This is a genomic window from Actinoplanes sp. CA-131856, assembly GCF_050956135.1.
Taxonomy (GTDB): Bacteria; Actinomycetota; Actinomycetes; order Mycobacteriales; family Micromonosporaceae; genus Actinoplanes.
Genome location: NZ_CP191849.1, coordinates 7017184 through 7040510, shown reverse-complemented (window position 1 = coordinate 7040510; position 23327 = coordinate 7017184). Strand labels below are relative to the sequence as shown.

The window sequence follows — 23327 nt, the reverse complement described above, 5'->3', positions numbered from 1 at the left end:
TCTACGTTAACGATTCGGACCTAGGCTCGCACTATGATCGGTGAGGCCGAGGCTCAGGCCGTGCCGGAGGTCGACATGCAGCGGCCCAGCGTGGCCCGCATGTACAACTACTTCCTCGGTGGGCGGCACAACTTCGCGGCCGACCGTGAGGCCGCCGCGGCCGCGCTGACCGCGATGCCCGAGCTGCCGGCGATCGTCCGGCTCAACCGGCGCGTCCTGCGCCGGGCCGTCGTCCGGGCCCACGAGGCCGGCGTCGGCCAGTTCCTCGACCTCGGTTGCGGCATCCCCTCGCCCGGCGACGCGCGCGAGGTGGTGCGGGAGCTCGACCCGCGCGCGCCGATCGTCGGCGTCGACGTCGAGGCGTCGGCCTATCTGCACGGCCGCTGCGTGACGGGCGACGATCCGTACGCCGGAATGGTCCTGGCCGATCTCACCGACGCCGGCGCGGTGCTCGGATCCCCGGTCGTCCGCGACCTGATCGACTTCGACCGCCCGGTCGGCCTGCTGCTGATCGCGGTCGCCCACTTCATCCCGGACACCGAGCGCCTGGAGCGGGCACTCGACGACTATCGCCGGGCCCTGGCCCCGGGCAGCGTCCTGGCCCTCACCCACGGGTGCCGCAAGGGCGCCTCCGATCGCATCGAGCGGGTCCGGCGGATCTACAACAACACCACCGCCCCGATGGTGATGCGCGACCAGGAGGACATCCGCGGCTTCTTCGGCGACTGGCCCGTGCTGGAGCCCGGCGTGACCATGGTCGGCGCATGGATGGGGGAGGAGGACCTCGATGAGGTCGCCCGGAGAGCCTTCATCGTGGGGATGTCCCGCAAAATCGGTACATGAGGGACTTATTGCCGCATGCTTGAAGGATGGCAAGCGTGCTTATCGCCGAGGACGACCAGGACATCGCCCTGATCCTCACCAGGCTGCTCAAACGCGCCGGGCACACCGTCAGCCACGAGCCGGACGGCGTGCGGGCGCTGGAGACGGCGATCGCCGAGCGGCCGGACGTGGTGCTGACCGACCTCGGCATGCCCCGGATGGACGGCATCGAGCTGACCCGGGCCATCCGTGAGCACGCCGAGCTGGGCAAGACGCCGATAGTGATGCTCAGCGGTCACCTGCACCCCGGCGACAACGCCCCGATCGCCGCCGGCGCCTGCGCCGTGCTGCTCAAGCCCTGCCCCAACGACAAGCTGCGCGAGGTGATCGGCGACCTGGCCGACCTGGGCCCGCACGGCCACCACGGCGCCGACGTCGGCTGCCCCGCCCGCTGGCCGGTCTCGGCCTAGGTGGACCGCGACGCCTTCCTCGACGCGCTGCTGGAGAGCCTGACGGTCGGCGTCATCGCCTGTGACGCCGACGGCGAGGTGGTCCTGGTCAACCGGCCGGTCCGCGAGCTGATGAGCCTGGACGAGCAGACCGCCCTGCGCGACTATCCGCGGCGCGCCGACGGCGTCCTGTTCGACGCCGGCGGCACCCCGATCAGCTGGGCCGAGGCGCCGGTCCAGCGGGCGGTCCGCGGCGAGGCGGTCGACGCCGACATGATCGTGCGGGTGCCGGGCCGCCGCGAACGGGTCGTCGCCGTCACCGCGCGGCCCATCCACGGCGCCGGCGGCGGCCAGGTGGGCGCGGTCGCGATCGCCCGCGAGGTCACCGCGCTGCGCCGGGCCGAACGCTTCCGCGACTGTCACCGGGCCGTCGAGCAGGCCCTGCAGTCGGCCGGATCGATCGTCGACGCGGCGCCCGGCGTGCTGGCCGCGCTCGGCGAGACGCTCGGGTGGCCCGCGGCCGAACTCTGGCTGACCGGCGAGGACGACGGCGAGCTGACCTTCGGCGGCCGCTGGTGCGCGCCCGGCAGCGGGCTCGAGGCGGTGCTCGGCTTCGCGCCGATCCGCGGCTCCGGCATCACCGGCCGGGTCTGGGTCACCGGCAAACCGCTCTGGGTGCCCGACATCGCCCACACGGTGAACCTGAGCAGCCCGCTGGAACGCTCCCGGGCCGCCGCCTGCCTGCGGCACGGCATCCGTTCGGTGCTGTCGGTGCCGGTTCGGGACGGATCCACCGTGCTCGGCGTGCTCACCTGCTACGCCTCGATGCCCGAGCCGCACGAGGACCTGCTGGCCGTGCTGCTCGACGGTGTCGCGGCCCAGATCGGCGTCTACGTGGCCCTGCGCCGGGCCGAGGCGCTGGCCTGCCAGCTCACCCGGGCCAAGGACGACTTCATCGCGCTGGTCAGCCACGAGATGCGCACACCGCTGACCACCATCGTGGCCAGCTCGTCCATGCTCGGTGAGGCGACGGCGGGCCTCGACGAGGAGGGCCGCGCGATGGTGGAGGCCGTCCAGCGCAACGCCACCGCGCTGCGCGGCGTCGTCGACACCCTGCTCGACCTGGCCGGGCTCGACTCCGGGCACGTCGCCCTCACCATCGTGCCGGTCGACCTGGCCTCGGTCGTGGCCACGGCCATCGCCGCCGCCACGCCGGCCGCGACCGCCAACGGCGTACGCCTCGACGCCGACCGCACCGCCCCGCTGCCGCTCGACGGCGACGCCCACCGGCTCCGCCAGGTGGTCGACGACCTGCTGGCCAACGCCGTCAACTACAGCCCGCGCGGCGGCGACGTGCACGTGGGGCTGCGCGAGCACGGCGCCACGATCGAGCTGACCGTGACCGACCACGGCATCGGCACCCCGGCCGAGGAGCGCGACCGCGTCTTCGACCGCTTCTACCGCGCCAGCAACGTGCGCCACCAGGGCATCGCCGGCAAAGGCCTGGGACTCAGCCTGGCCCGGACGATCGTCGGCCTGCACGGCGGCACCATCAGCCTCACCGGGCATCTCCCGCACGGCACGACCGTCCACGTCCGCCTGCCCACCCGCAGACCCTAAAGGCCGGTCTGAGTGATGCCGATAGTGGCGGTATGACTGACACGCTGGCGCGACCGACCGTGCTGCTCGTGGACGACGAGTCCACCATCCTCGAGACGCTGGCCCTCCAGCTGCGCCGCGACCACAAGGTCCTGGTCGCCGAGAGTGGGGCCGAGGCGCTGCGCCTGCTGGCCGAGAACGGCCCGGTCGCGGCGGTCATCAGCGATCTGCGCATGCCCGAGATGGACGGCGTCGAACTCCTGCGCCGCATCCAGGTCGAATATCCCGACACCACCCGCGTGCTGCACACCGCGCAGAGCGACCTGAACTCGGCGATCGCCGCGATCAACGACGGCGGCGTCTACCGCTACCTCGCCAAGCCGGTCAGGACCGAGGACCTGCGCTCGACCGTGCAGGAGGCGGTGGAGCTGCACGGCCGCTCGACCGCCGACCGCCAGCTGCTCGACAAGACCCTCAAGAGCAGCCTGGAGGCGCTCTTCGGCTGTCTGGAGCTGGCCAGCCCGCTCGCCTTCGCCCGCGGCGGCCGCATCCGCACCCTGGTCGGCGAGCTCTGCCACCAGATGCAGCTCGACTCGCTCTGGGAGATCGAGGTCGCCGCGATGGCGTCGCAGCTGGGCGCGGTCACCCTGCCGCCCAGCGTGCTGGCCAAGCTCGACAAGGGCATGCCCTGCACCTCCGACGAGCAGGTCATGATCGACCACATGCCCGAGGTCGCGGTGCAGCTGCTCAAGAACATCCCGATGCTCGAGGACGTGATCCAGATCGTCCTGGGGCTCAGCAGCAAGCCGCCCCGCAACCCGAGCCCGCTGGTCGAGGCCGCGGTGGCCGTCGTGCGTACCGCCATCGACTACGAGACGCTGGAGAGCCGCGGCCTCGAGGTGGACAGCGCCATCGCCGTGCTCGAGTGCCGCGAGGACAGCGCCCTGCACGTGCTCGCCGCGCTGCGCCAGCTCAAGGGCGTCGTGCACGTCGCCGAGAAGGTCCGCGGCCTGCGCGTGGTCGACCTCGAGGTCAACATGCGGGTGGCCGAGGACATCGTCGCGGTCAACGGCCTGGTTTTGATCGGCCGCGGCATGCTCGTCACCGAGCTGCTGCTCGACCGGCTCACCAACTTCGCCCGCACCATCGAGATCGTCGAGCCGGTGCTGGCCATCCCCGGCGGCCGCCGCTTCGACGCGGACATGCTCCTGCCCGAGCCGGAGCCGCGCCCCGCCCTCGACGTGGCCGGCTAGGAGCTCTCGAGCTCGGCCGCGTACCGCTCCAGCACCTCGAAGGCGAGGGCCTGCTCGGCGGCGACGCGGCCGAGCGTCACGTCGGGGTCGGCGATGTAGCCCTCGCGGGCCGAGTTCTCGACCTCGGCCAGGATCGCGGCCAGGGTGCCGGCGCCGATGTTGGCGGCCGAGCCCTTCATCGTGTGCGCGTGGTCGCGCAGCTCCGAGGCATCGCCGCCGCGGAGCAGCTCACCGAGCCGGTCCACCGTGCCCGGCGTCTTCGCCAGGAACGAGCGGATGAGCCGGCTCATCAGCGCGCGTTCCGCGTCCCCGGGGTCGCCGCCGGCGATGTCCCGCATCCGGTCCCGGACCTCGTCCTCCCGGCTTCGCTCCATGTCTTCAATCCTGCTGGCTGACGGCCGGAGGAGGTGCCCGGTCGTGAAAAGTCCTATGGTTTCGTTCGTTCCCGCCGATGCTTCCGGGGTGGCCACCGACACCCGTACGCCGATCCGCTACGTCGTCGCGGCCGTCACCATCACCCTGCTGGGCGCTCTCTGGTTCGTGACCAGGCCCGGCCCGGACGCCGTGGCGTACGTGTTCATGCCCGCCGGCGGCGCCGCCGGGATCCTCGCCATCGCCGCCCTGCTGCGCGGACGGCGGCTGGACCCGGTCACCCGGCGGTTCTGGCACCACATCCTGGCCGGCATGACGGTGCTCAGCGCCGGCTATCTCATCCTGGCCGTGGTCGCCTTCGGCACCTCGCCCAGGCTGCCCGACATCCCGCTGCCCGCCGCCGCGATGGCCGGCATCGGCATGCTCACCGCGATGTGGGGCGTGATGCGGGTGCCGCTCGGCAACACCGGGCCGGGCGCCCGCCGCCGGCAGCTGATCGACCGGACGATCGCCTTCGTCGGCGTCGGCACGCTGCTCTGGACCTTCGGCCTGGCCCCGATGATCACCGCGTCGGACGGCTGGAGCGCCCAGTCGACGGCCCTGATCGGCATCTCCTTCCTGCTCGGTCTCGGCGGCATCACCAAGGTCTCCTACATCGACGGCGGCCCGGTCGACCGCAGCGCGATCCGGCTGATCGCCGCGACCGCGCTGACCGGTGTGGGCGTGGCCCTGCTCTCGCTCGGCGGCGACGACAGCGTCCTGCTCGCCCAGGCGATCGTCATGCCGGTCACGCACATCTTCGTGGCGGTCGGGGCGTACCGTCAGTCGATCTCGACCGGCGCGCCCCCGCGCCGCTCCGGCACCCTGCTGCCCTATCTCGCGCTGGCCGCGGCCGACCTGTCCCTGCTGTCCCTGCTGGGCCCCGGCCAGGGCTGGGCCGAGAGCGTGGTCATCGTGGCCACCGTGCTGCTCACCGGCCTGGTCGCCGTGCGCCAGATGATGGCCCTGCGGGAGAACGCCCGCCTGCTGCGGGCCCAGCGGGCCTCCGAGGACCGCCTGCGCCACGAGGTCACCCACGACGGGCTGACCGGGCTCGGCAACCGGGGCCTCTTCCGTACGCGGGTGGCGGCCGCCCTGGAGCAGCGGGACACCACCGTTCTCCTGGTGGACCTGGACGACTTCAAGACCGTCAACGACTCGCTCGGCCACGACGTGGGCGACCAGCTCCTGATCGCCGTGGCCGGCGCGCTGAGCTCCGCCGTCGGCCCGGACGGCCTGCCGGTCCGGCTCGCCGGCGACGAGTTCGCCGTGCTGCTGTGCCCCGATGCCGACGGCGAGACCGTGGCCCGTCGGGTGCTCGACGAGTTCGCCAAGCCGCTGAGCGACCACCGCCTGCTGGTGCACGCCAGCGTCGGCATCGCCACCGCCGCCGCCGGTGAGGGCCTCGACCCGCTGCTGCGGCACGCCGACGTGGCCATGTACGCGGCCAAGCAGCGCGGCAAGGGCAACTGGGTCCGCTATCACGACGGCATGGAACAGCCGGTCCTCGCGCACGCCCAGATCGGCGGCGAGCTGCGCCGCGCCCTGGACGCCGGCGAGTTCCGCGTGCACTACCAGCCGCTGGTCGAGTTGGCCACGGGCCGGATCGTCGGCGTCGAGCCGCTCGTGCGCTGGCAGCATCCGACCCGCGGCCTGGTCCCGCCGGGCGAGTTCATCCCGGCCGCCGAGGGCACCGGGCTGATCGTGCCGCTGGGCCGGTTCGTGCTCCGCGAGTCGTGCCGGCAGGCCGCCGCCTGGCTGGCCGAGTTCGGCCCCGACTGCATGCAGAAGCTGGGTCCCAACGTGTCCGTGCGGCAGCTGCACGACCCCGACTTCGTGGCCGACGTGCGGGCGGCGCTGGCCGACTCCGGCCTGTCCCACGACCGGCTGGTGCTGGAGCTGACCGAGTCGGCCGTGCTGCGCGGCCCGCAGGTCTCGCGGACCTTGCGCGAACTGCACGAGATGGGCGTACGGCTGGCGCTCGACGACTTCGGCACCGGCGAGTCGTCGCTGAGCCTGCTGCGCTCGTTCCCGGCGTCGATCATCAAGCTCGACAAGTCGTTCGTCGACGGCATCGAACTCGACGAGATGGGAACACCGGAGGCCGAGGCCCGGCAGGCGGTGGCCCGTGCCGTCATCCAGCTGGCCGGGGCACTCGGCCTGGACACGGTGGCCGAGGGCATCGAGAACCAGGAGCAGGCCGACCGGCTCCAGCGGCTCGGTTACACGCTCGGCCAGGGCTATCACCTGGCCCGCCCGATGCCGGCCGACGCGATGACGCGTCTGCTGGCCGGCCGGGTGGAGCTGGCGGCAGCGGCGTGAGGGAGGCTTAATGTACGGCGATGGACACCGCGCGTTCCCTGCAAGCCTGGCTCGCCGATCTGCGCTTCACCGACCTGACCACCGACCAGGCGACGGCCCGGATCATCGAGGCGATCGCCGGCTGGGGCACGTCCTCGGGCTGGCGGGTCTACCGGCGGGCGCCGAGCGTCTTCCCGCTGCCGCCGCCGCTGAAGGGCCACTCGGTGCTGGACGTGGCCTGCGCCCGTCCCTCGGCGGAGCCGATCGCGATCGAGGTCGACCGGCTCGACCGGCCCCGCACGGTGGACAAGCTGCTGGCCGAGGCGGCGGCCGGGCGCATGGCGATCTGGGTCCGCTGGGGCGCGGGACCGTTCACCCCGCCGCCGCTGCCGGTGCACATGGTGACCCGGCCGGCGGCCCGCAAGTCCGGCACCTGGTCCACCGTCGCCGAGCTGCCCCCGCCGAAGCACTCGGCCGCCACCATCGCACCGTCCGAGCCGCTCTCACTGCCGGGAATGGGAGAAGACGAATGACCGAGTCTCCGCAGCGGCGGGCCTGGCGCGTGACCGAGCCGATCCATTCGATGATCTATTTCGTTCCCGAGGCCCCCGCGCGGTACGCCGAGCTCGGCGTCGGCGTGTCCGACGGCTACTTCGCCTCTCGGGGCGCCGCCTTCGGGCCCACCGGGCCCGGCGTCGTCACGGCCACCTTCTACAACTTCAACCCCACCCTGGTCGCCCGGGCCCTGCCGTCGGTCTGGGAGACGACCACACCGGCCGCCATGGCCCGGGCCCGGCTCGAAGCGGCCGGCGCCGCGCTGGCCCGGGGGCTCGGCGCCGAGACGCTCGCCTCGCCCGAGGTGGCCGAGGCGGCCGCGCTGGCCCGGCGGGCGGCCGAGGCGGCGGCCGCGTGGCCGCAGGGACGCCCGCTGTTCGCCGCCCATCTCGGCCTGCCCTGGCCGGACGAGCCGCACCTGGTGCTCTGGCACGCGCAGACGTTGCTGCGCGAGTTCCGCGGCGACGGCCACGTGGCGGCGCTGCTGGCGGCCGGGATCAGCGGCCTCGAGGCGCTGGTGCTGCACGTCACCTCGGGCGAGATGGACGAGCGCTTCCTGCGCCTGAGCCGCGGATGGGGCCGGGATCACTGGGCCGGCGCCGTTGATGCCCTAAGGAGCAGGGGTCTGATTGACGAACACGGTGAGGTGCTTACCGACGCGGGCCGCGAGCTGCGCGCGGAAGTGGAGGCGGTGACCGACCGGCTGGCCCAGCCGGCGTACGACGCGATCGGGACCGACGCGTGCGTACGCCTGGCCGAGCTGACCCGGCCGCTGAGCCGCACATTGGTGAAGGCCGGGATGCTGAGCCCGGCGGTCTACACGGAGGGACGATCGTGAGCACGGGGGTTGTGACCGTCGGACATCCCGCCTCGTGGTGGGGGCAGTTCCAGGAGGTCGCCGAGCGTTTCGACGCCGCGACCGCGGCGGAGGGGCTCGCCGACGTGATCACGCCGAAGATCGCCTCGCCGCTGCTGCGCCGCGAGGCCGAGATCGCGGCCGAGGTGGTGGTACGTCACCTCAACAAACCGGCGAGTGAGGAGCTCGCCGAGCGGGCCACCAAGGGCACCGAGCGGCTGGTGGCCACGGTCGAGCGGCTCAACGAGCGCTCCACCGGCGACGCCGGCACCGCCGAGGCGTACGCCCTGGTCCATGCCTTGAAAGGTCGTTTCGCCGAGGCGGCCGCGGAGATCGAGCCGGTGGTCGGCACCGCGGCGCTCATGAAGGTCTTCGTGCACGCGCTGCGGCTCGAGCAGTTCGACTCGGCGCTGGCCCTGCGGCTGCTGCGCGCCGGGCAGCGTCCCGAGATGGCCGTGCGCTCGGGCCTGGCCGTCGGCAAGTACGGCTGGTGGCCGACCTGGCTGCTCAAGGTGGTCACCGAGCGGGCCATCGACGGCACGCTCGACGCCGAGACGATCACCGCGCTCGACCAGTGCGCGTACGCCGACCTGAGCCCGGCCCAGGCCCGCATCGCCAAGCGGCTGCTGGCCGGCGACGAGCAACTCGTCGACTCGTCCGCGCACCGCCTGGAGAACCTGGGTGAGCATGACGCGGCCGGCAAGCTGCGCCAGGGCGACCTGACCTCGGTCGCCCTGGCGGCCCGCCTGATCACTTCCTAGGCGCCACCCTCGGACAAGGTGACCGTGGCCGGCTGGAACGACGTGCCGTTGACGTCCACGCCGGCCGCCTTGGCCGCGGTGATCGCCTGGTTGATGTAGTCGTTGGTGTAGGCCAGGCCCTCCGGGGCCTTGGTGAGCACGGTGTCACCGGTCTGGTTCTTGGTGGTCATCGAGATGTCCACGGTCTGCTTCCAGGCGGCGTCGTCGATGACGCCGATGCCGCCCTCCGCCGGCCAGATGAGCTTGTTCGTCTCGTTCATCTGCCACAGCTGGTGGCTCTTGCCGAGCTTCGACCCCTTGGCCACGACCAGGTCGCGGCACTTCTCGGCGTTGTCCCGGCAGAACGCCCAGCCCTTGATCGTGGCGGTCAGGAACTTGACGGTCTGCTGCTGATAGGCGGGGTCGTCGAGCTTCTCGGTGTTCGCCCAGACGGCGTCCTGAAGCATCGACGAACCCTCCGACTTCCAGTCGATGATCGAGAAGTCGTCGGCGGTGTACAGCTTGCCGGTCTGCGGATTCTTGGCCTCGAGCAGCTGGGCGTACTCGTTGTAGCTCATCGCCTGAGCGGCGTCGATCTCCTTCTTGAGCAGCGCCTGCATGTCGAACTGCTGCTGCACGAGGGTGACGTCCTTGCCCGGGTCGAGGCCGGCCTTGGTCATGCCGGCGAACAGCTCGTACTCGTTGCCGAAGCCCCAGTTGCCGACCTTCTTGCCCTTCAGGTCGGCCGCGGTCCGGATGCCGGAGTCCTTCCAGGCGACCTGATAGGTGCCGGAGCGCCCGAAGATCTGCCCGACGTCGGTGATGCCGGCGCCCTGCTCGCGGCTCGCCAGCGCCTTGGGGACCCAGGCCACGGCGTAGTCGGCCTTGCCCTGGGCGAGAACGGTCTGCGGGACGATGTCGACACCGCCTTCGAGCAGCTGTACGTCGAGACCCTGCTCCTTGTAGAAGCCCTGGTCGACGGCGGCGATGTAGCCTCCGAACTGGGCCTGGTAGAACCATTGCAGCTGAAGTTTGATCGGGGTGAGGGCTCCGCCGCTCCCGCCGGGCGCCGGGGTCGCCGAGTCGTCGGCCGTCCCGCAGCCCGCCGCTAGCAGGGCCGTTGTGGCGGCGATGGCAGTAAATATCCGGATTCGTCGCATGGATACCTCCGAAGTGGGGCTTTCACGGCGCGGTTGTGTTTTCCACAGGGCTCCCGGGTCGATTCGGCGAATCGCGGGAGGATTGCTGTGTTGGATGGGGGCCCCCTTGGGAGGGCGGGGCGCTGGTCTGGTCAGGTCAGGCGATCAGGCGGGTCCGCCACGGCATGGCCAGGCGTTCCAGCAGGAGCGTGGTCAGATAGAAGACGAGGCCCAGCAGGCAGGCGCCGACCACGAAAGCCCACGCCCTCGGATACGCCGTGAAGGCCGCGGCCGACGTGATCCGCGAGCCCAGCCCGGTCTGCAGCCCGCCGAAATACTCGGCCACCACCGCGGCGATGACCGCCAGCGACGAAGCCTGGCGCAGGCCCGTGAACACGTACGGCAGTGCGCCCGGCAGCCGCACCTTGCGGGCGAACGTCCAGCCGCCGGCGGCGTACGTGTGCATCAGCTCCCGGTGGATCGGGTCGACCTCGCGCAGGCCGCGCAGGGTGTTCACGAAGACCGGGAAGAAGACGATGATCGCGGTGACGAGCCGGCGGGGGATGCTGCTCGTCGACTCGAACATGTTGTTGAGGATCGGCGCCAGGGCGATGATCGGCAGCGCGTTGAGCACCGCCGCGAACGGGATGGAGATCTCGGTCAGGGGTGTGAAGCGGCTGGCCACCATGGCCGCCAGCACACCCAGCACGGCGCCCGCGGCCAGGCCGATCAGCGCGTTCGTGCCGCTGGCCAGGGCCGCCTCCCACACGTTCTGCCGCTGGGCCACCAGCTCGCGCCAGATCGCCGACGGCGCGGGCAGGATGAACGGGGCGACCCGGCCCAGCGAGACCGTGAGCTCCCACGCCACGATCGCCAGCACCCCGACGGCCAGGGGCGGCAGGACCGAGCGGGCCCACTTCACGAGCTCGCCCTGACCGGGGTGCCGCGCAGTGCCTGCCGCACCTCGGTGATCTTGTCGAAGAAGGCGGGGGACTGGCGGCCGGCGTCGTCGCGGCTGGGCAGGTCGACGGTGACCGACGCGGTGATCCGGCCCGGGCGGGCCGACATGACGACCACCCGGTCGGACAGGAAGACCGCCTCCGAGATGGAGTGGGTGACGAAGACCGTGCTCGTGCCGGTGGTGGCGCAGATGGCGAGCAGCTCCGACTGCAGCCGTTCGCGGGTCATCTCGTCGAGGGCCCCGAAGGGCTCGTCCATGAGAAGCAGGGGCGGCTGTACGGCCAGGGCCCGCGCGATCGCCACCCGCTGCTGCATGCCGCCGGAGAGCTGGGCCGGATAGTGCCCGGCGAACTCGGAGAGGCCGACCAGGGTCAGCATCTCCTCGGCCCGGGCCTTGCGCTCCGCCTTGCCCATGCCGCGCAGTTCCAGCGGAAGTTCGACGTTGCGCAGCACGGTCCGCCACTCGAAGAGCCCGGCCTGCTGGAAGGCGATGCCGTACGCCTGTTCCTTGCGGGCCTTGCCGGCGTCCTTGCCGGCGACGGTGACCGTGCCCGCCGACGGTTCGATGAGGTCGGCGATCAGCCGCAGCAGTGTGCTCTTGCCGCAGCCGGACGGGCCGATGAGCGACACGAACTCACCGTCGCCCACGGTCAGGTCGACATCGGACAGCGCGGCCACCTCGTCCGGGCGTCCCTGGTTGAAGATCTTCGTGACGGAAGAAACGACGACGGCGCTCACAATGTAGCCACCTCCACGTGCCGGCGGTGCCGCATGAGCGGCAGCTCCAGCAGGCTGACGAGACCGGCGACGACGAGGCCGAGCAGGGCGGCGCCGAGCATCGCGGTGTAGACCTTCGCGGGGTCCGAGGTGGCCTCGCGGGAATATTCGATGATGAGGCGGCCGATGCCGCCCCGGGTGCCGGTGGAGATCTCGCCGACCACGGCGCCGACCACCGCCGCCGCCCCGGCCAGGCGCAGGGCCGGGAACAGATATGGCAGTGAGGACGGGAACCGCAGCTTGACCAGGGTGCGCCACCAGCCGGCGGCGTAGCTGCGCATCAGCTCGACGCCACTGGTCGAGGGCGACTGGAGGCCGCGCAGCATGCCCACGGCCACCGGGAAGAACGCCAGGTAGGCGGCGATCACCGACACCACCGCCCAGGCCGGCATGATCGTGCCGCCCCAGCCGGCCACCAGCGGCGCGAGGGCCACCAGGGGCACGGTCTGACTCAGGATGACGTACGGCAGCAGACCGCGCTCGACGATCCGGAACCGCTCCATGGCCACCGCCAGCAGCAACCCGACGAGGGCGCCGATGACGAAGCCGACGGCCGTGATGCCTAGGGTGAACAGGCACGCCTGGACCACCACGATCCAGACCGGCCGGCCGCCCGTGAGCTCCGGGCGGCCGAGCCGTTCGAGGACGGTCCACAGGTGGGGCATGGAGAGGTCGTCGGCGCGGGGCAGGACCCGTACGCCGAAAAGCACTGTCCCGTCGGGGTTTCCGACGGCCTTGTAGCCCTCCCAGAGCACGACGGCGACGGCGAGCCCGGCGAGCGCGTACAGAGCCTTCCTCACGAGAGCGCCGGGATGATGTGCTCGCCGTACGCCCGGAGGGTCTCCTCTTTGGCGTCGTGCTGGAGATAGACCGCGAACTGGTCCACGCCGAGCGCCCGCAGCTCCTCGAGCCGTTTGAGGTGCTGTTCGACCGGCCCGAGGATGCAGAACCGGTCGACGATCTCGTCGGGCACGAACGTGGTGTGCGTGTTGCCGGCCCGGCCGTGCTCGGCGTAGTCGTAGCCCTCGCGGCCCTTGATGTAGTCGGTCAGGACCTGCGGCACCGTGCCGTCCGAGCCGTACCGGGCCACGATGTCGGCCACGTGGTTGCCGACCATCCCGCCGAACCACCGGGTCTGTTCCCGCTGATGGTCAAGGTCGTTCCCGACGTACGCCGGCGCGGCCACACAGAACTTGATGGCCATCGGATCCCGCCCGGCCGCCTCGGCCGCCCGCCGCACCGCGCCGATCATCCAGGCCGCGATGTCGGGGTCGGCGAGCTGGAGGATGTAGCCGTCACCCACTTCGCCGGTCAGGGCCAGGGCTTTCGGCCCGTACGCCGCGACCCAGACGTCCAATCGGCTGTCCGGCGCCCAAGCCAGCTGTTGCTCCTTGCCGCGCAGCATCACCTTCTCGCCGTTGGCCAGGCCGCGGATCACCTGGACCGATTCGCGGAGCTGCCCGAGCGTCTGTGGTGTCGCCCCCAGCACCCGCAGGGCCGAGTCGCCCCGGCCGATGCCGCAGATGGTGCGGTTGCCGTACATCTCGTTGAGGGTCGCGAACAGCGACGCCAGGACCGTCCAGTCGCGGGTGCCCGGGTTGGTGACCATCGGGCCGACGATCACCCGCTCGGTCTCGTCGAGGATCTTCGAGTAGACGACGAACGGCTCCTGCCACAGCACGTGCGAGTCGAACGTCCACACGTGACTGAAGCCGGCCGCCTCGGCCTGCTTGGCCAGCTCGACCACCTGCATGGCGGGCGGGTTGTTCTGGAGAACCACTCCGATGTCCATGGGCGTACCCCCTCAGACCAGGTAGTCGGAGAGCGCGCGGGGAACGTACTTGCCGCGGCCGGCGCGACCCAGATAGTCGCCGCCACGAGCGATGACCTCGCCGCGGGACAGGACGGTGTCGACCTTGCCGTCGATCTCCCAGCCCTCCCAGGCCGAGTAGTCCATGTTCATGTGGTGGGTCTCGACGCTGATCCGGGTACGCCCGTTCGGGTCGTACAGCACGATGTCGGCGTCCGATCCGGGCGCGATGACGCCCTTCTTCGGATACATGCCGAACATGCGGGCCGGAGTGGTCGCGATCGTCTCGACCCAGCGCGCGAGGGACAGCTTGCCGTCGACGACGCCTTGGTAGAGCAGGTCGACGCGGTGCTCGACGCTGCCGATCCCGTTCGGGATCTTCGAGAAGTCGCCCAGCCCCATCTCCTTCTGGTCCTTCATGCAGAAGGGGCAGTGGTCGGTCGAGACCACCGACAGGTCGTTGGTGCGCAGGCCCTGCCACAGGTCGGCCCGGTGGCTCTCGTGCTTGCTGCGCAGGGGAGTGGAGCAGACCCACTTGGCGCCGTCGAAGCCGGGCGCGCCCAGCTGGTCCTCCAGCGTCAGGTACAGATATTGCGGGCACGTCTCGGCGAAGACGTTGCGGCCCAGGTCGCGGGCGGCCTTCACCTGCTCCAAAGCCTTGGAGGCGCTCAGGTGCACGATGTAGAGCGGGCAGTCGGCGGCCACGCTGGCCAGCCAGATGGCCCGGCTGGTGGCCTCGGCCTCCAGCTCCTGGGGCCGGGTGATGCCGTGGTAGATCGGGTCGGTCTCGCCGCGTTCCAGGGCCTGCTTGACGAGGACGTCGATGGCCGGGCCGTTCTCGGCGTGCATCATGATCAGGGCGCCGTTGTCACGGGCCTTCTGCATGGCCCGCAGGATCTGCCCGTCGTCGGAGTAGAAGACGCCGGGGTACGCCATGAAGAGCTTGAAACTGGTGATGCCCTCACTGGTGACGAGCTGGTCCATGGCCTTGAGCGACTCGTCGTCGACCCCGCCCACGATCATGTGGAAGCCGTAGTCGATATGGCACGTGTCGGCCGTCTTGGCGTGCCACGCGGCCAGACCGTCCTGCACGACCTCGCCGTACCGCTGGATGGCGAAGTCGATGATCGTGGTCGTGCCGCCGATGGCGGCGGCCCTGGTGCCGGTGTCGAAGGTGTCGCTGGCCTCGGTGCCGCCGAACGGCATCTGCATGTGGGTGTGCGCGTCGATGGCGCCCGGGATGACGTACTTCCCGGTGGCGTCGATGATCTCCGGGCCCTCCGGTGCGCGGCCGGGGGCGAAGATCGCGGCGATCGTCTCGCCGTCGATCAGCACATCGGCGGCGTACGGGCCGGTCGTCCCGATGACGGTGCCACCCTTGATCAGCGTGCTCACAGCTCCACCGTCCGGGTGTAGCTCTCCGGCCGGCGGTCGCGGTAGAACTGCCAGCGCTCACGGACCGTTTTGATCAGGCTGAGGTCGAGGTCCCGGACGATCAGCTCGGGGTTGTGGGTGTCACCGACCTCGCCCACGAACTTGCCCTCGGGGTCGACGAAGTAGCTCTGGCCGTAGAAGTCGTCGTCGCCCAGCTCCTCGATGCCGACCCGGTTGATGGCGCCGATGTAGTACTCGTTGGCGACCGCGCTGGCCGGCTGCTCCAGCTGCCAGAGATAGCTGGACAGGCCGCGGCTGGTGGCCGACGGGTTGAAGACGATCTGGGCGCCGCCCAGGCCCAGCTCGCGCCAGCCCTCGGGGAAGTGCCGGTCGTAGCAGATGTAGACGCCGACCTTGCCGACTGCGGTGTCGAACACCGGATATCCGAGGTTGCCGGGGCGGAAGTAGAACTTCTCCCAGAAGCCCTTGACCTGCGGGATGTGGTGCTTGCGGTACTTGCCGAGATAGGAGCCGTCGGCGTCGACCACGGCCGCGGTGTTGTAGAGGACGCCCTCCTGCTCCTTCTCGTACATGGGCAGCACCATCACCATGCCCAGCTCGGCGGCGAGGGCCTGGAAGCGCTCGGTGGTCGGGCCGGGGATCGACTCGGCGTACTCGTAGTAGGCGGCGTCCTGCACCTGGCAGAAGTACGGCCCGTAGAAGAGCTCCTGGAAGCAGATCACCTTGGCGCCCTGTGCTGCGGCGTCGCGGGCATAGTCCTCGTGGGCCTTGATCATCGATTCCTTGTCGCCCGTCCAATTGGTCTGGACGAGGGCGGCGCGAACGACGTCGGACATGACTGCTGCCCCTCTCAATTGATCTTTATGAGCGTTCACACGGCCGAAACAGGCCTGTGATCGTGTGTCTACTCCCCGTCATAGCCCCAGCGCTAGGGCTTGCTTGTCTCGCTCTGATGCCGTAGGACACTAACGACACAGATTCATGCGAACAATTGCCCGTACGTAACCAAATGTTTCGGAGAGGTAATTTGATCGGGCAAATACTGGACGCTGTGGACGATCGCAGCGCCCGGGGAATTGCTGCGGCCATCAGCCGGATGATCACGGCCGGGACGCTGCCGGCGGGCACCCGGCTGCCGACCGTGCGCGACGTCGCGCGGTCGCTTCAGGTGAGCCCGACGACCGTGAGCGAGGCGTGGCGGAGCCTGACCCGGGCCGGTGTCCTCCAGACGCGCGGACGATCGGGGACGTTCGTCGCGACCGTCCCGTCGCGCCAGCGCCTGCGCTACTCGCAGATGGGCGCGGTGGGCGCGGTCGCCCGGGATCTGTCGACCGGTGTGCCCGACCACGACCTGCTGCCGGACCTGACCGACGCGCTCAAGCGGATCGGGGACGGGCGGCTGACGTCGAGCTATCTCGGCGCGCCGGTGCTGCCCGCGCTCGAGGAGGTGCTGCGCGCTCGGTGGCCCTTCGAGGTGGACGCGCTGACCGTGGTGGACGGTGCCCTGGACGCGATCGACCGGGTGATCGGGGTGTCGGTCCGCTTCGGCGATCACGTGGTCGTGGAGAACCCGGCCTTTCCGCCGCTGCTCGACCTGTTGCAGACGGTGGGCGCGACCGTGCTCGGCGTCCCGGTCGACAGATCAGGAATGTCGCCCGAGGGGCTGGCCGCCGCGCTCGGGTCGTATCCGGTCGTCGCCGTGTTCCTGCAACCGCGGGCGCACAATCCGACCGGCGTGAGCATGACCGCCGCCCGGGCCGCCGCTCTCGCGAACATCGCCGGCGCCCATCCGGACGCGCTCGTGGTCGAGGACGATCACGCCGGCGACATCGCCTCGGCGCCGCCGGTCAGCCTGGGCACGCCGCAGACCGTGCACGTAGCCAGCTTCTCCAAGTCGCACGGCCCCGACCTGCGCCTGGCCGCGGTCGGCGGCCCGGCCCCGGTGATCGCGGCGGTGGCCGACCGCCGTCTGCTCGGCCCCGGCTGGTCCTCCCGCCTGCTCCAGGCCGTCCTGCTCGACCTGCTCACCGACCCGGAGGCGGCCGCGCAGGTCACCGACGCGCGCGAGGTCTACGCGGCCCGGCGCTCGGCGCTGCTGGCCGCCCTGCACGCCCGGGGGGTGACCGCCACCGCCGACGACGGGATCAACCTGTGGATGGCTGTCGACGACCAGCAGATGGCGATGGTCGCCTTGGCCGCCCACGGCATCGCGGTCGCACCCGGCGCTCCGTTCTGCGTGACCCCCCTGTCCTCCGACCACGTCCGGGTCACCGCCGGCCTGGTCACCTCCGACTTCGACACCCTGGCCGACGCCCTCGCCTCGGCCGCCCTGCTCGACACCCGCGGCAGCGGCCCTCGCACCCGCCCACACCCGCGCGGTTGGCGATGAACCGACATTTTGTACTTATCCGATAACCGCCTCGTGAAGGAGCGACCATGAGCGACGATCTGCTGGCCCGCCACAAGGCGGTGCTGCCGAGCTGGATGCCGACCTACTACGGCGACGACGCCCTCGAGATCGTCAAGGGCGACGGGCGCCGCGTCACCGGCAGCGACGGCCGGTCCTATCTGGACTTCTTCGGCGGGGTGCTGACCACGATGGTCGGCTACGACATCCCCGAGATCAACGAGGCTGTTCAGCGACAGCTCGCCACCGGGGTCGTACACACCTCGACCCTTTATCTGATCCGGCAGCAGGTCGAGCTGGCCGAGAAGATCGCACGGCTCTCGGGTATCCCCGACGCGCGGGTCTTCTTCACCAACTCGGGCACCGAGGCCAACGAGACCGCTCTGCTGATGGCGACCAACCTGCGCCGCTCCAACCAGATCCTCGCCATCAAGAACAGCTACCACGGGCGGACCTTCGCCACCATGGCGATCACCGGGCACCGCAGTTGGTCCTCCAGCGCGCTCACCCCGCTCAACGTCTCGTGGCTGGCCTCCGGCGACCGGATGCGCGGGCGGATGGCCGGCCTGAGCGGTGACCAGATCCTCGACGCCGCCGTGGACGATCTGCGTGAGGTCCTCGCCACCGTCACCGCGGGCGACGTCGCCGCGCTGATCGCCGAGCCGGTGCAGGGTGTCGGCGGGTTCGTCGCCGGCCCGGACGGCCTGCTCGGGGCGTACCAGAAAGTGCTCTCCGAGACCGGGATCCTGCTCATCGCGGACGAGGTGCAGACCGGGTGGGGCCGCACCGGCGAGCACTTCTGGGGCTATCAGGCGCACGGCGTCACCCCCGACCTGATCACCTTCGCCAAGGGCATCGGCAACGGCTTCGCGCTCGGCGGCGTGGCCGGGCGGGCCGAGGTGATGAACGCCGTGCCGGCCATCAGCTTCTCCACCTTCGGCGGCAACCCGCTGTCGGCCGCGGCCGGCAACGCCGTGCTCGACTACGTGCTCGACCGCGACCTCCAGAGCAACGCGGCCCGGGTCGGCGCCATCCTGCTCGACGGCCTGCGCGCGCTCGATCTGCCGATCGTGGGGGAGGTGCGCGGCAAGGGCCTCATGATCGGCGTCGAGATCGTCCACCCGGGAACGACCGAGCCCGATCCGGCGGCCACGCTCCGGGTCTTCGACGAGTGCCGGGCCGGCGGCCTGCTCGTGGGGAAGGGCGGACTCTACAGCAATGTGCTGCGGATGGGCCCGGCATTAACTCTGACCGAGACCGAAGCACGGGAGGGTCTGTCCATCTTGTCCGGCGCGCTGCGCCTGGTCGACGCGGAGAGCCGCATCTAAAACTGTGTTTTGTCCGGACAGCGCGAACTTTTGCTAGATCTGAAGAAACTTAGCTTCACTTTCGACGAAACAGATCGGTAACCTATCGAACGACGTCGTTCGATAGGGAGATCGCAATGCCGCAGTCACTGAACCGTCGTCAACTCCTCGGCGCCGCTGCGGCGGCCGGCGCCGCGGCGACCATCGCCGTTCCCGGGGCCGCCCACGCGGGCGGCTCCCATGGGGGCCACCTCAGCCGCGTTCCGCTCGACCAGATCAGCGTGCAGCTCTACACGTTGCGCAACCAGCTCGCGATCGACCTCGACGCGAGCCTGGCCGAGCTGGCCGAGATCGGCTACAAGCGAGTTGAGCACGCCGGCTTCGTCAACCGCACGGCCGCGCAGTTCCGCGCCGCCCTCGACAAGGCCGGCATCCGGGCCACCTCGGGCCACGTCGGCATCCCGCAGCCGTGGAACGCCGACACCTGGAAGCGTGCTCTCGAGGACGCGGCCATCGTCGGCAACAAGTTCATCGTCCACCCGTTCTTCGGGCAGGGCGCCAACGGCCCGATCCGCGACGCCGCCGTCTACCGGGCGTTCGCGGCCGACCTCAACAAGGCGGGCGCGCTCGCCCGCAAGGCCGGGCTCCAGTTCGGCTACCACAACCACCACGCCGAGTTCTTCCGGCAGAACGGGACCAGCCGCACCGGCATGGACATCCTGTTCGGCGAGACGGACCCGCGCCTGGTCCACTTCGAGGTCGACCTCTACTGGGCCTTCCGGGGCGCGCACGACCCGGTCGACCTCATCAAGGAGAACCGCGGCCGCATCAAGCAGGTTCACGTCAAGGACCTCGACGTGAACGCGAGCTTCGCCGACCCCGGCGACGGGCTCATCGACTTCGGCCGCATCTTCGACCACTCGAGGGAAGCGGGACTCATCGAATACATCGTGGAGCGTGACGACGCCGGCTCTCCGCCGCGTACGCCCGAGCAGGCCCTCGTGACCGCCGAGCGCGGTTTCGACTACCTCGCCGGATTGAGGTTCTGATGATTCGTAAGCTGTCCGTTCTCGGCGCGATCAGCGCCGTCGCCCTGGTGGCGCCCAGCGCCGCCGTGGCCCATCCGTCGCAGCCGGCCCAGCCGCTGCCGCCCTCCTCCGACTTCCAGAAGGTCACCCTCAACGACTTCCCGGGCGAGCCGATCGCCATCGCCGTCCTGCCGGACCGGCGCGTGCTGCACACGGCCCGCACCGGGCAGGTGCGCATCCACGAGCCGGCCACCGGGCGCAACGTGCTCGCCGCGACCATCCCGGTCTACCTCCACGACGAGGAGGGCGTGCAGGGCATCGCGATCGACCCCGACTTCAAGCACAACAAGTGGGTGTACGTCTACTACTCGCCGGTCCTGAACACCCCGGCCGACGACCCGACGACGCCCCAGGTCAACGAGGGCGACGCCCCCAACGAGGGCACCGCGGCCGACTTCGCCAAGTTCAAGGGCCACCTCCAGCTGTCCCGCTTCAAGCTGGACGGCAGCACGCTGCGGCTGAACACCGAGCAGAAGATCCTGCAGGTGCCGGTCGACCGCGGCCAGTGCTGCCACGTCGGCGGCAAGATCGACTTCGACAGCAAGGGCAACCTCTACCTGTCGACCGGTGACGACTCCAACCCGTTCGCCTCCGACGGCTACGCGCCGATCGACGAGCGGGCCAACCGCAACCCGGTCTACGACGCCCAGCGCAGCGCGGCCAACACCAACGACCTGCGCGGCAAGGTGCTCCGGATCAAGGTCGGCAAGAACGGCGGCTACACGATCCCCAAGGGCAACCTCTTCAAGCCGGGCACGGCGAAGACCAAGCCGGAGATCTACGCGATGGGCCTGCGGAACCCGTTCCGCTTCACCATCGACCCCAAGACCGATGTGGTGTACGTCGGTGACTACTCGCCGGACGCGCAGAACGCCAACGCCGCTCGGGGCCCGGCCGGTCAGGGCCGCTGGCTGGCGATCGACAAGCCGGCCAACTACGGCTGGCCGTACTGCGCCGACGCCGACAAGCCGTACGTCGACTACGACTTCGCCACCGGCGTCTCGGGCGCTCCGTTCAACTGCGCCAAGCCGGTGAACGAGTCGCCCAACAACACCGGGCTGCGCAACCTGCCGCCGGTCGAGAAGGCGGAGATCGCTTACTCGTACGGCCCCTCGGCTCAGTTCCCCGAGCTGGGCACCGGGGGCATCGGCCCGATGGGCGGACCGGCGTACGACTACGACAAGCGGCTGAACTCGCGGATCAAGTGGCCCGAGGCGTTCGACGGCAAGCCGCTGTTCGCCGAGTGGACCCGCGACTGGGTCAAGGCGCTCACCCTCGACCGCCGCAACCAGGTCACGAAGGTCGAGGCGGTCCTGCCCGAGCTCGTCTTCGACAACCCGATGGACCTCGAGTTCGGCCCGGACGGCGCGCTCTACGTCCTCGAGTACGGCGACGGTTACTTCGCCGAGAACCCCGACGCCCAGCTGTCCCGGTTCGACTACGTGCGGGGCAACCGCACCCCGATCGCCAAGGTCGCCGCGACGCCCACCTCGGGTCAGGCGCCCCTGACGGTCCAGTTCTCCAGCGCCGGCACGGCCGACCCGGACGGTGACGCCCTGCGGTACGAGTGGTACCTGGACAACGACAACCGGGTCGACTCGCGGTCGCCGAACCCGACGTTCACCTTCCGGACGAACGGTAACTACCGCCCGACTCTCAAGGTCACCGACAGCACCGGCCGGTCCTCCTCGGCCGAGGTGATCCTGCCGGTCGGCACGGCGGCCCCGACGGTCACGTTCACCAGCCCGCAGGCCGGTCAGCCGTTCCAGTTCGGCGACACGGTGAACTTCCAGGTCCAGGTGACCGACGACCAGCCGGTCGACTGCGCCCGGGTGACGGTGACCTACGTCCTCGGCCACGACCAGCACGGGCACCCGCTGTCCACGGCGTCCGGCTGCAGCGGCTCGATCACCACGTTCCTGGACGCCGGTCACGCCGGCGCCTCCAACCTGACCGCGGTCTTCGTGGCGTCGTACACCGACACCGGCGACCCGGCTCAGACCGGCACGGCGACCGTCGTGCTCACGCCTACCGCCTGATCGGGTAGCGTTTCGGCCCCGGCCGGCTTTTGCCGGCCGGGGTTTACCCGTTTCGAACCCCGGCTGAACATTTATGCCGATGACGTTCCCGAAAACGTCTGATGTTCCGGCCCGTAATCGGGGCGGAACTTTAAGATGCTGGTCACAGCGCTCTTTCAGGATCGCTCCGCCCGGAGAATTCTGACCATGTGACAGAGACAACGATCATCCTGGTCCTGGTGGTCGTCACGGCCCTCGGCTTCGACTTCACCAACGGGTTCCACGACACGGCGAACGCGATGGCCACGTCCATCGCGACGGGGGCACTGCGGCCAAAGGTGGCCGTCGCCCTCTCCGGCATCCTCAACCTCATCGGCGCCTTCCTCTCCGTCGAGGTCGCCCTGACCGTCAGCAACGCGGTCGTCAAGATCCAAAATTCCGACGGCACGCCCAAGGAGTCGCTCACCGCCAACGGCGGCGAAGCGCTCCTGCTGATCATCCTGGCCGGCCTGATCGGCGGCATCATCTGGAATCTGTTCACCTGGCTGCTCGGCCTGCCGTCGAGCTCGTCGCACGCGCTGTTCGGCGGCCTCATCGGCGCCACCATCGCCGGCCTCGGCTGGGCCGGCGTCAACTGGAACGGCAACGGCACCAAGCTCGACGGTGTCGTCGGCAAGGTGCTCCTGCCGGCCGTGCTCTCCCCGGTCATCGCGGGCGTGGTGGCCGCCGTCGGCACCTGGCTCATCTACAAGCTGACCATCGGGGTGGCGAAACGCTTCACCGACAACGGCTTCCGCTGGGGCCAGATCGGCAGCGCCTCCCTCGTCTCGCTCGCGCACGGCACCAACGACGCGCAGAAGACGATGGGCATCATCACCCTCGCCCTGATCGCCACCGGCGACTGGACGGACACCAAGAACATCCCGTTCTGGGTGAAGGCCTCCTGTGCGATCGCCATCGCGCTGGGCACCTACCTCGGCGGGTGGCGGATCATCCGTACCCTCGGAAAGGGTCTTGTCGAAATCGCCCCTCCGCAGGGCCTGGCCGCCGAATCGTCATCGGCCGCGGTCATCCTCGCCTCCAGCCACCTCGGCTTCGCGCTCTCCACGACCCACGTGGCCACCGGCTCCATCCTCGGCTCGGGCGTCGGCAAGCCCGGGGCCCAGGTCCGCTGGCGCGTGGCCGGTCGCATGGTCGCGGCCTGGCTGATCACGCTGCCCTCGGCCGCCATCGTGGGCGCCCTGATGTGGTGGGTCAGCGACGTGATCGGCGGCCTCACCGGCGCCATCGTGATCTTCGTGCTCCTGCTGGCCGCCGCCGGCTTCATGTACCTGCGCTCGAAGCAGACACCGATCGACCACAACAACGTGAACGACGAGTGGGACGCCTCTTCCGCTTCCGCCGAAGACACCCGCGAGCCGTCGAAGACGGGGGCCTGAC

Annotated in this window: 21 protein-coding genes; 13 read left to right on the top strand and 8 right to left on the bottom strand. The window is 70.4% G+C overall.

Annotated elements, in window-relative coordinates; translation table 11 throughout:
* The first annotated feature begins 33 nt into the window (after positions 1 to 33).
* Genes ACQP2X_RS32645 through ACQP2X_RS32630 form a run of 4 tightly spaced genes read left to right on the top strand, consistent with a single transcriptional unit; the run spans position 34 to position 4123 of the window.
* On the top strand, positions 34 to 843 hold the full coding sequence (locus tag ACQP2X_RS32645; protein ID WP_498688459.1) for an SAM-dependent methyltransferase: 810 nt from the start codon (positions 34 to 36) through the stop codon (positions 841 to 843).
* Positions 844 to 869: 26 nt separating this feature from the next.
* Positions 870 to 1292 carry a response regulator gene (locus tag ACQP2X_RS32640; protein WP_498688457.1) on the top strand — a complete coding sequence of 141 codons (423 nt, stop codon included), beginning with the start codon at positions 870 to 872 and terminating at the stop codon, positions 1290 to 1292.
* Entirely contained in the window at positions 1293 to 2891 is a 1599-nt protein-coding gene (locus ACQP2X_RS32635) for a sensor histidine kinase (RefSeq protein WP_498688455.1), read from the top strand.
* Between the two features lie 32 nt (positions 2892 to 2923).
* Positions 2924 to 4123, top strand: a complete 1200-nt coding sequence (locus ACQP2X_RS32630; protein ID WP_498688454.1) for a response regulator — start codon at positions 2924 to 2926, stop codon at positions 4121 to 4123.
* On the opposite strand, the gene ACQP2X_RS32625 is transcribed toward ACQP2X_RS32630, so the two are convergent.
* Positions 4120 to 4497: an Hpt domain-containing protein gene (locus tag ACQP2X_RS32625; RefSeq protein ID WP_498688453.1), complete on the bottom strand. Its 378-nt coding sequence runs from the start codon at positions 4495 to 4497 to the stop codon at positions 4120 to 4122. The genes ACQP2X_RS32630 and ACQP2X_RS32625 overlap by 4 nt on opposite strands.
* Positions 4498 to 4585: 88 nt before the next feature.
* On the opposite strand from ACQP2X_RS32625, the gene ACQP2X_RS32620 reads away from it, so the two are divergent.
* Genes ACQP2X_RS32620 through ACQP2X_RS32605 form a run of 4 tightly spaced genes read left to right on the top strand, consistent with a single transcriptional unit; the run spans position 4586 to position 9007 of the window.
* Entirely contained in the window at positions 4586 to 6856 is a 2271-nt protein-coding gene (locus tag ACQP2X_RS32620; protein ID WP_498688452.1) for a putative bifunctional diguanylate cyclase/phosphodiesterase, read from the top strand.
* Between the two features lie 20 nt (positions 6857 to 6876).
* Positions 6877 to 7368, top strand: coding sequence for a hypothetical protein (locus tag ACQP2X_RS32615; protein WP_498688450.1), 492 nt, complete (start codon positions 6877 to 6879; stop codon positions 7366 to 7368).
* Positions 7365 to 8228 carry an SCO6745 family protein gene (locus ACQP2X_RS32610; protein WP_498688449.1) on the top strand — a complete coding sequence of 288 codons (864 nt, stop codon included), beginning with the start codon at positions 7365 to 7367 and terminating at the stop codon, positions 8226 to 8228. Before ACQP2X_RS32615 ends, ACQP2X_RS32610 begins: the two co-directional genes overlap by 4 nt.
* Positions 8225 to 9007, top strand: a complete 783-nt coding sequence (locus ACQP2X_RS32605; RefSeq protein WP_498688448.1) for a hypothetical protein — start codon at positions 8225 to 8227, stop codon at positions 9005 to 9007. The genes ACQP2X_RS32610 and ACQP2X_RS32605 overlap by 4 nt, the downstream gene beginning before the upstream one ends.
* On the opposite strand, the gene ACQP2X_RS32600 is transcribed toward ACQP2X_RS32605, so the two are convergent.
* From ACQP2X_RS32600 to ACQP2X_RS32570, 7 genes are all read right to left on the bottom strand, one after another.
* Positions 9004 to 10146 (bottom strand): ABC transporter substrate-binding protein, encoded by a 1143-nt coding sequence (locus ACQP2X_RS32600; RefSeq protein WP_498688447.1) that lies wholly within the window; start codon positions 10144 to 10146, stop codon positions 9004 to 9006. The genes ACQP2X_RS32605 and ACQP2X_RS32600 overlap by 4 nt on opposite strands.
* A 136-nt stretch (positions 10147 to 10282) precedes the next feature.
* The gene (locus ACQP2X_RS32595) at positions 10283 to 11047 is read right to left on the bottom strand and encodes an ABC transporter permease (RefSeq protein ID WP_498688445.1); all 765 of its coding nucleotides are present in this window, start codon (positions 11045 to 11047) and stop codon (positions 10283 to 10285) included.
* A complete protein-coding gene (locus tag ACQP2X_RS32590; RefSeq protein ID WP_498688444.1) occupies positions 11044 to 11823 on the bottom strand; it encodes an ABC transporter ATP-binding protein in 780 nt (259 codons plus the stop codon). Before ACQP2X_RS32590 ends, ACQP2X_RS32595 begins: the two co-directional genes overlap by 4 nt.
* Complete coding sequence (locus ACQP2X_RS32585) at positions 11820 to 12662, bottom strand: ABC transporter permease (RefSeq protein ID WP_498688442.1); 843 nt, start codon at positions 12660 to 12662, stop codon at positions 11820 to 11822. The genes ACQP2X_RS32590 and ACQP2X_RS32585 overlap by 4 nt, the downstream gene beginning before the upstream one ends.
* Positions 12659 to 13654, bottom strand: coding sequence for a TIGR03842 family LLM class F420-dependent oxidoreductase (locus ACQP2X_RS32580; RefSeq protein WP_498688441.1), 996 nt, complete (start codon positions 13652 to 13654; stop codon positions 12659 to 12661). The genes ACQP2X_RS32585 and ACQP2X_RS32580 overlap by 4 nt, the downstream gene beginning before the upstream one ends.
* Before the next feature lie 12 nt (positions 13655 to 13666).
* Positions 13667 to 15067 carry a dihydropyrimidinase gene (gene hydA, locus ACQP2X_RS32575; protein WP_498688439.1) on the bottom strand — a complete coding sequence of 467 codons (1401 nt, stop codon included), beginning with the start codon at positions 15065 to 15067 and terminating at the stop codon, positions 13667 to 13669.
* Positions 15064 to 15903 (bottom strand): nitrilase-related carbon-nitrogen hydrolase, encoded by an 840-nt coding sequence (locus tag ACQP2X_RS32570; protein WP_498688438.1) that lies wholly within the window; start codon positions 15901 to 15903, stop codon positions 15064 to 15066. Before ACQP2X_RS32570 ends, hydA begins: the two co-directional genes overlap by 4 nt.
* Before the next feature lie 215 nt (positions 15904 to 16118).
* Here ACQP2X_RS32570 and ACQP2X_RS32565 point away from each other — a divergent pair, with 215 nt between their 5' ends.
* From ACQP2X_RS32565 to ACQP2X_RS32545, 5 genes are all read left to right on the top strand, one after another.
* Positions 16119 to 17456 (top strand): aminotransferase class I/II-fold pyridoxal phosphate-dependent enzyme, encoded by a 1338-nt coding sequence (locus ACQP2X_RS32565; protein WP_498688436.1) that lies wholly within the window; start codon positions 16119 to 16121, stop codon positions 17454 to 17456.
* A gap of 47 nt (positions 17457 to 17503) precedes the next feature.
* The gene (locus tag ACQP2X_RS32560; RefSeq protein WP_498688434.1) at positions 17504 to 18802 is read left to right on the top strand and encodes an aspartate aminotransferase family protein; all 1299 of its coding nucleotides are present in this window, start codon (positions 17504 to 17506) and stop codon (positions 18800 to 18802) included.
* A gap of 116 nt (positions 18803 to 18918) precedes the next feature.
* Positions 18919 to 19830 carry a sugar phosphate isomerase/epimerase family protein gene (locus tag ACQP2X_RS32555; RefSeq protein ID WP_498688431.1) on the top strand — a complete coding sequence of 304 codons (912 nt, stop codon included), beginning with the start codon at positions 18919 to 18921 and terminating at the stop codon, positions 19828 to 19830.
* Complete coding sequence (locus tag ACQP2X_RS32550) at positions 19830 to 21908, top strand: PQQ-dependent sugar dehydrogenase (protein ID WP_498688429.1); 2079 nt, start codon at positions 19830 to 19832, stop codon at positions 21906 to 21908. Before ACQP2X_RS32555 ends, ACQP2X_RS32550 begins: the two co-directional genes overlap by 1 nt.
* 188 nt (positions 21909 to 22096) lie before the next feature.
* Positions 22097 to 23326, top strand: a complete 1230-nt coding sequence (locus ACQP2X_RS32545; RefSeq protein ID WP_498688427.1) for an inorganic phosphate transporter — start codon at positions 22097 to 22099, stop codon at positions 23324 to 23326.
* The last annotated feature ends 1 nt before the right edge of the window (position 23327 follow it).

Coding starts and splice junctions, on each gene's coding strand:
- ACQP2X_RS32580 (WP_498688441.1), bottom strand. CDS start 13,654: ATGGACATCGGAGTGGTTCTCCAGAACAACCCGCCCGCCATGCAGGTG.
- ACQP2X_RS32600 (WP_498688447.1), bottom strand. CDS start 10,146: ATGCGACGAATCCGGATATTTACTGCCATCGCCGCCACAACGGCCCTG.
- ACQP2X_RS32640 (WP_498688457.1), top strand. CDS start 870: ATGGCAAGCGTGCTTATCGCCGAGGACGACCAGGACATCGCCCTGATC.
- ACQP2X_RS32630 (WP_498688454.1), top strand. CDS start 2,924: ATGACTGACACGCTGGCGCGACCGACCGTGCTGCTCGTGGACGACGAG.
- ACQP2X_RS32625 (WP_498688453.1), bottom strand. CDS start 4,497: ATGGAGCGAAGCCGGGAGGACGAGGTCCGGGACCGGATGCGGGACATC.
- ACQP2X_RS32550 (WP_498688429.1), top strand. CDS start 19,830: ATGATTCGTAAGCTGTCCGTTCTCGGCGCGATCAGCGCCGTCGCCCTG.
- ACQP2X_RS32560 (WP_498688434.1), top strand. CDS start 17,504: ATGAGCGACGATCTGCTGGCCCGCCACAAGGCGGTGCTGCCGAGCTGG.
- ACQP2X_RS32610 (WP_498688449.1), top strand. CDS start 7,365: ATGACCGAGTCTCCGCAGCGGCGGGCCTGGCGCGTGACCGAGCCGATC.
- ACQP2X_RS32615 (WP_498688450.1), top strand. CDS start 6,877: ATGGACACCGCGCGTTCCCTGCAAGCCTGGCTCGCCGATCTGCGCTTC.
- ACQP2X_RS32570 (WP_498688438.1), bottom strand. CDS start 15,903: ATGTCCGACGTCGTTCGCGCCGCCCTCGTCCAGACCAATTGGACGGGC.
- ACQP2X_RS32555 (WP_498688431.1), top strand. CDS start 18,919: ATGCCGCAGTCACTGAACCGTCGTCAACTCCTCGGCGCCGCTGCGGCG.
- ACQP2X_RS32645 (WP_498688459.1), top strand. CDS start 34: ATGATCGGTGAGGCCGAGGCTCAGGCCGTGCCGGAGGTCGACATGCAG.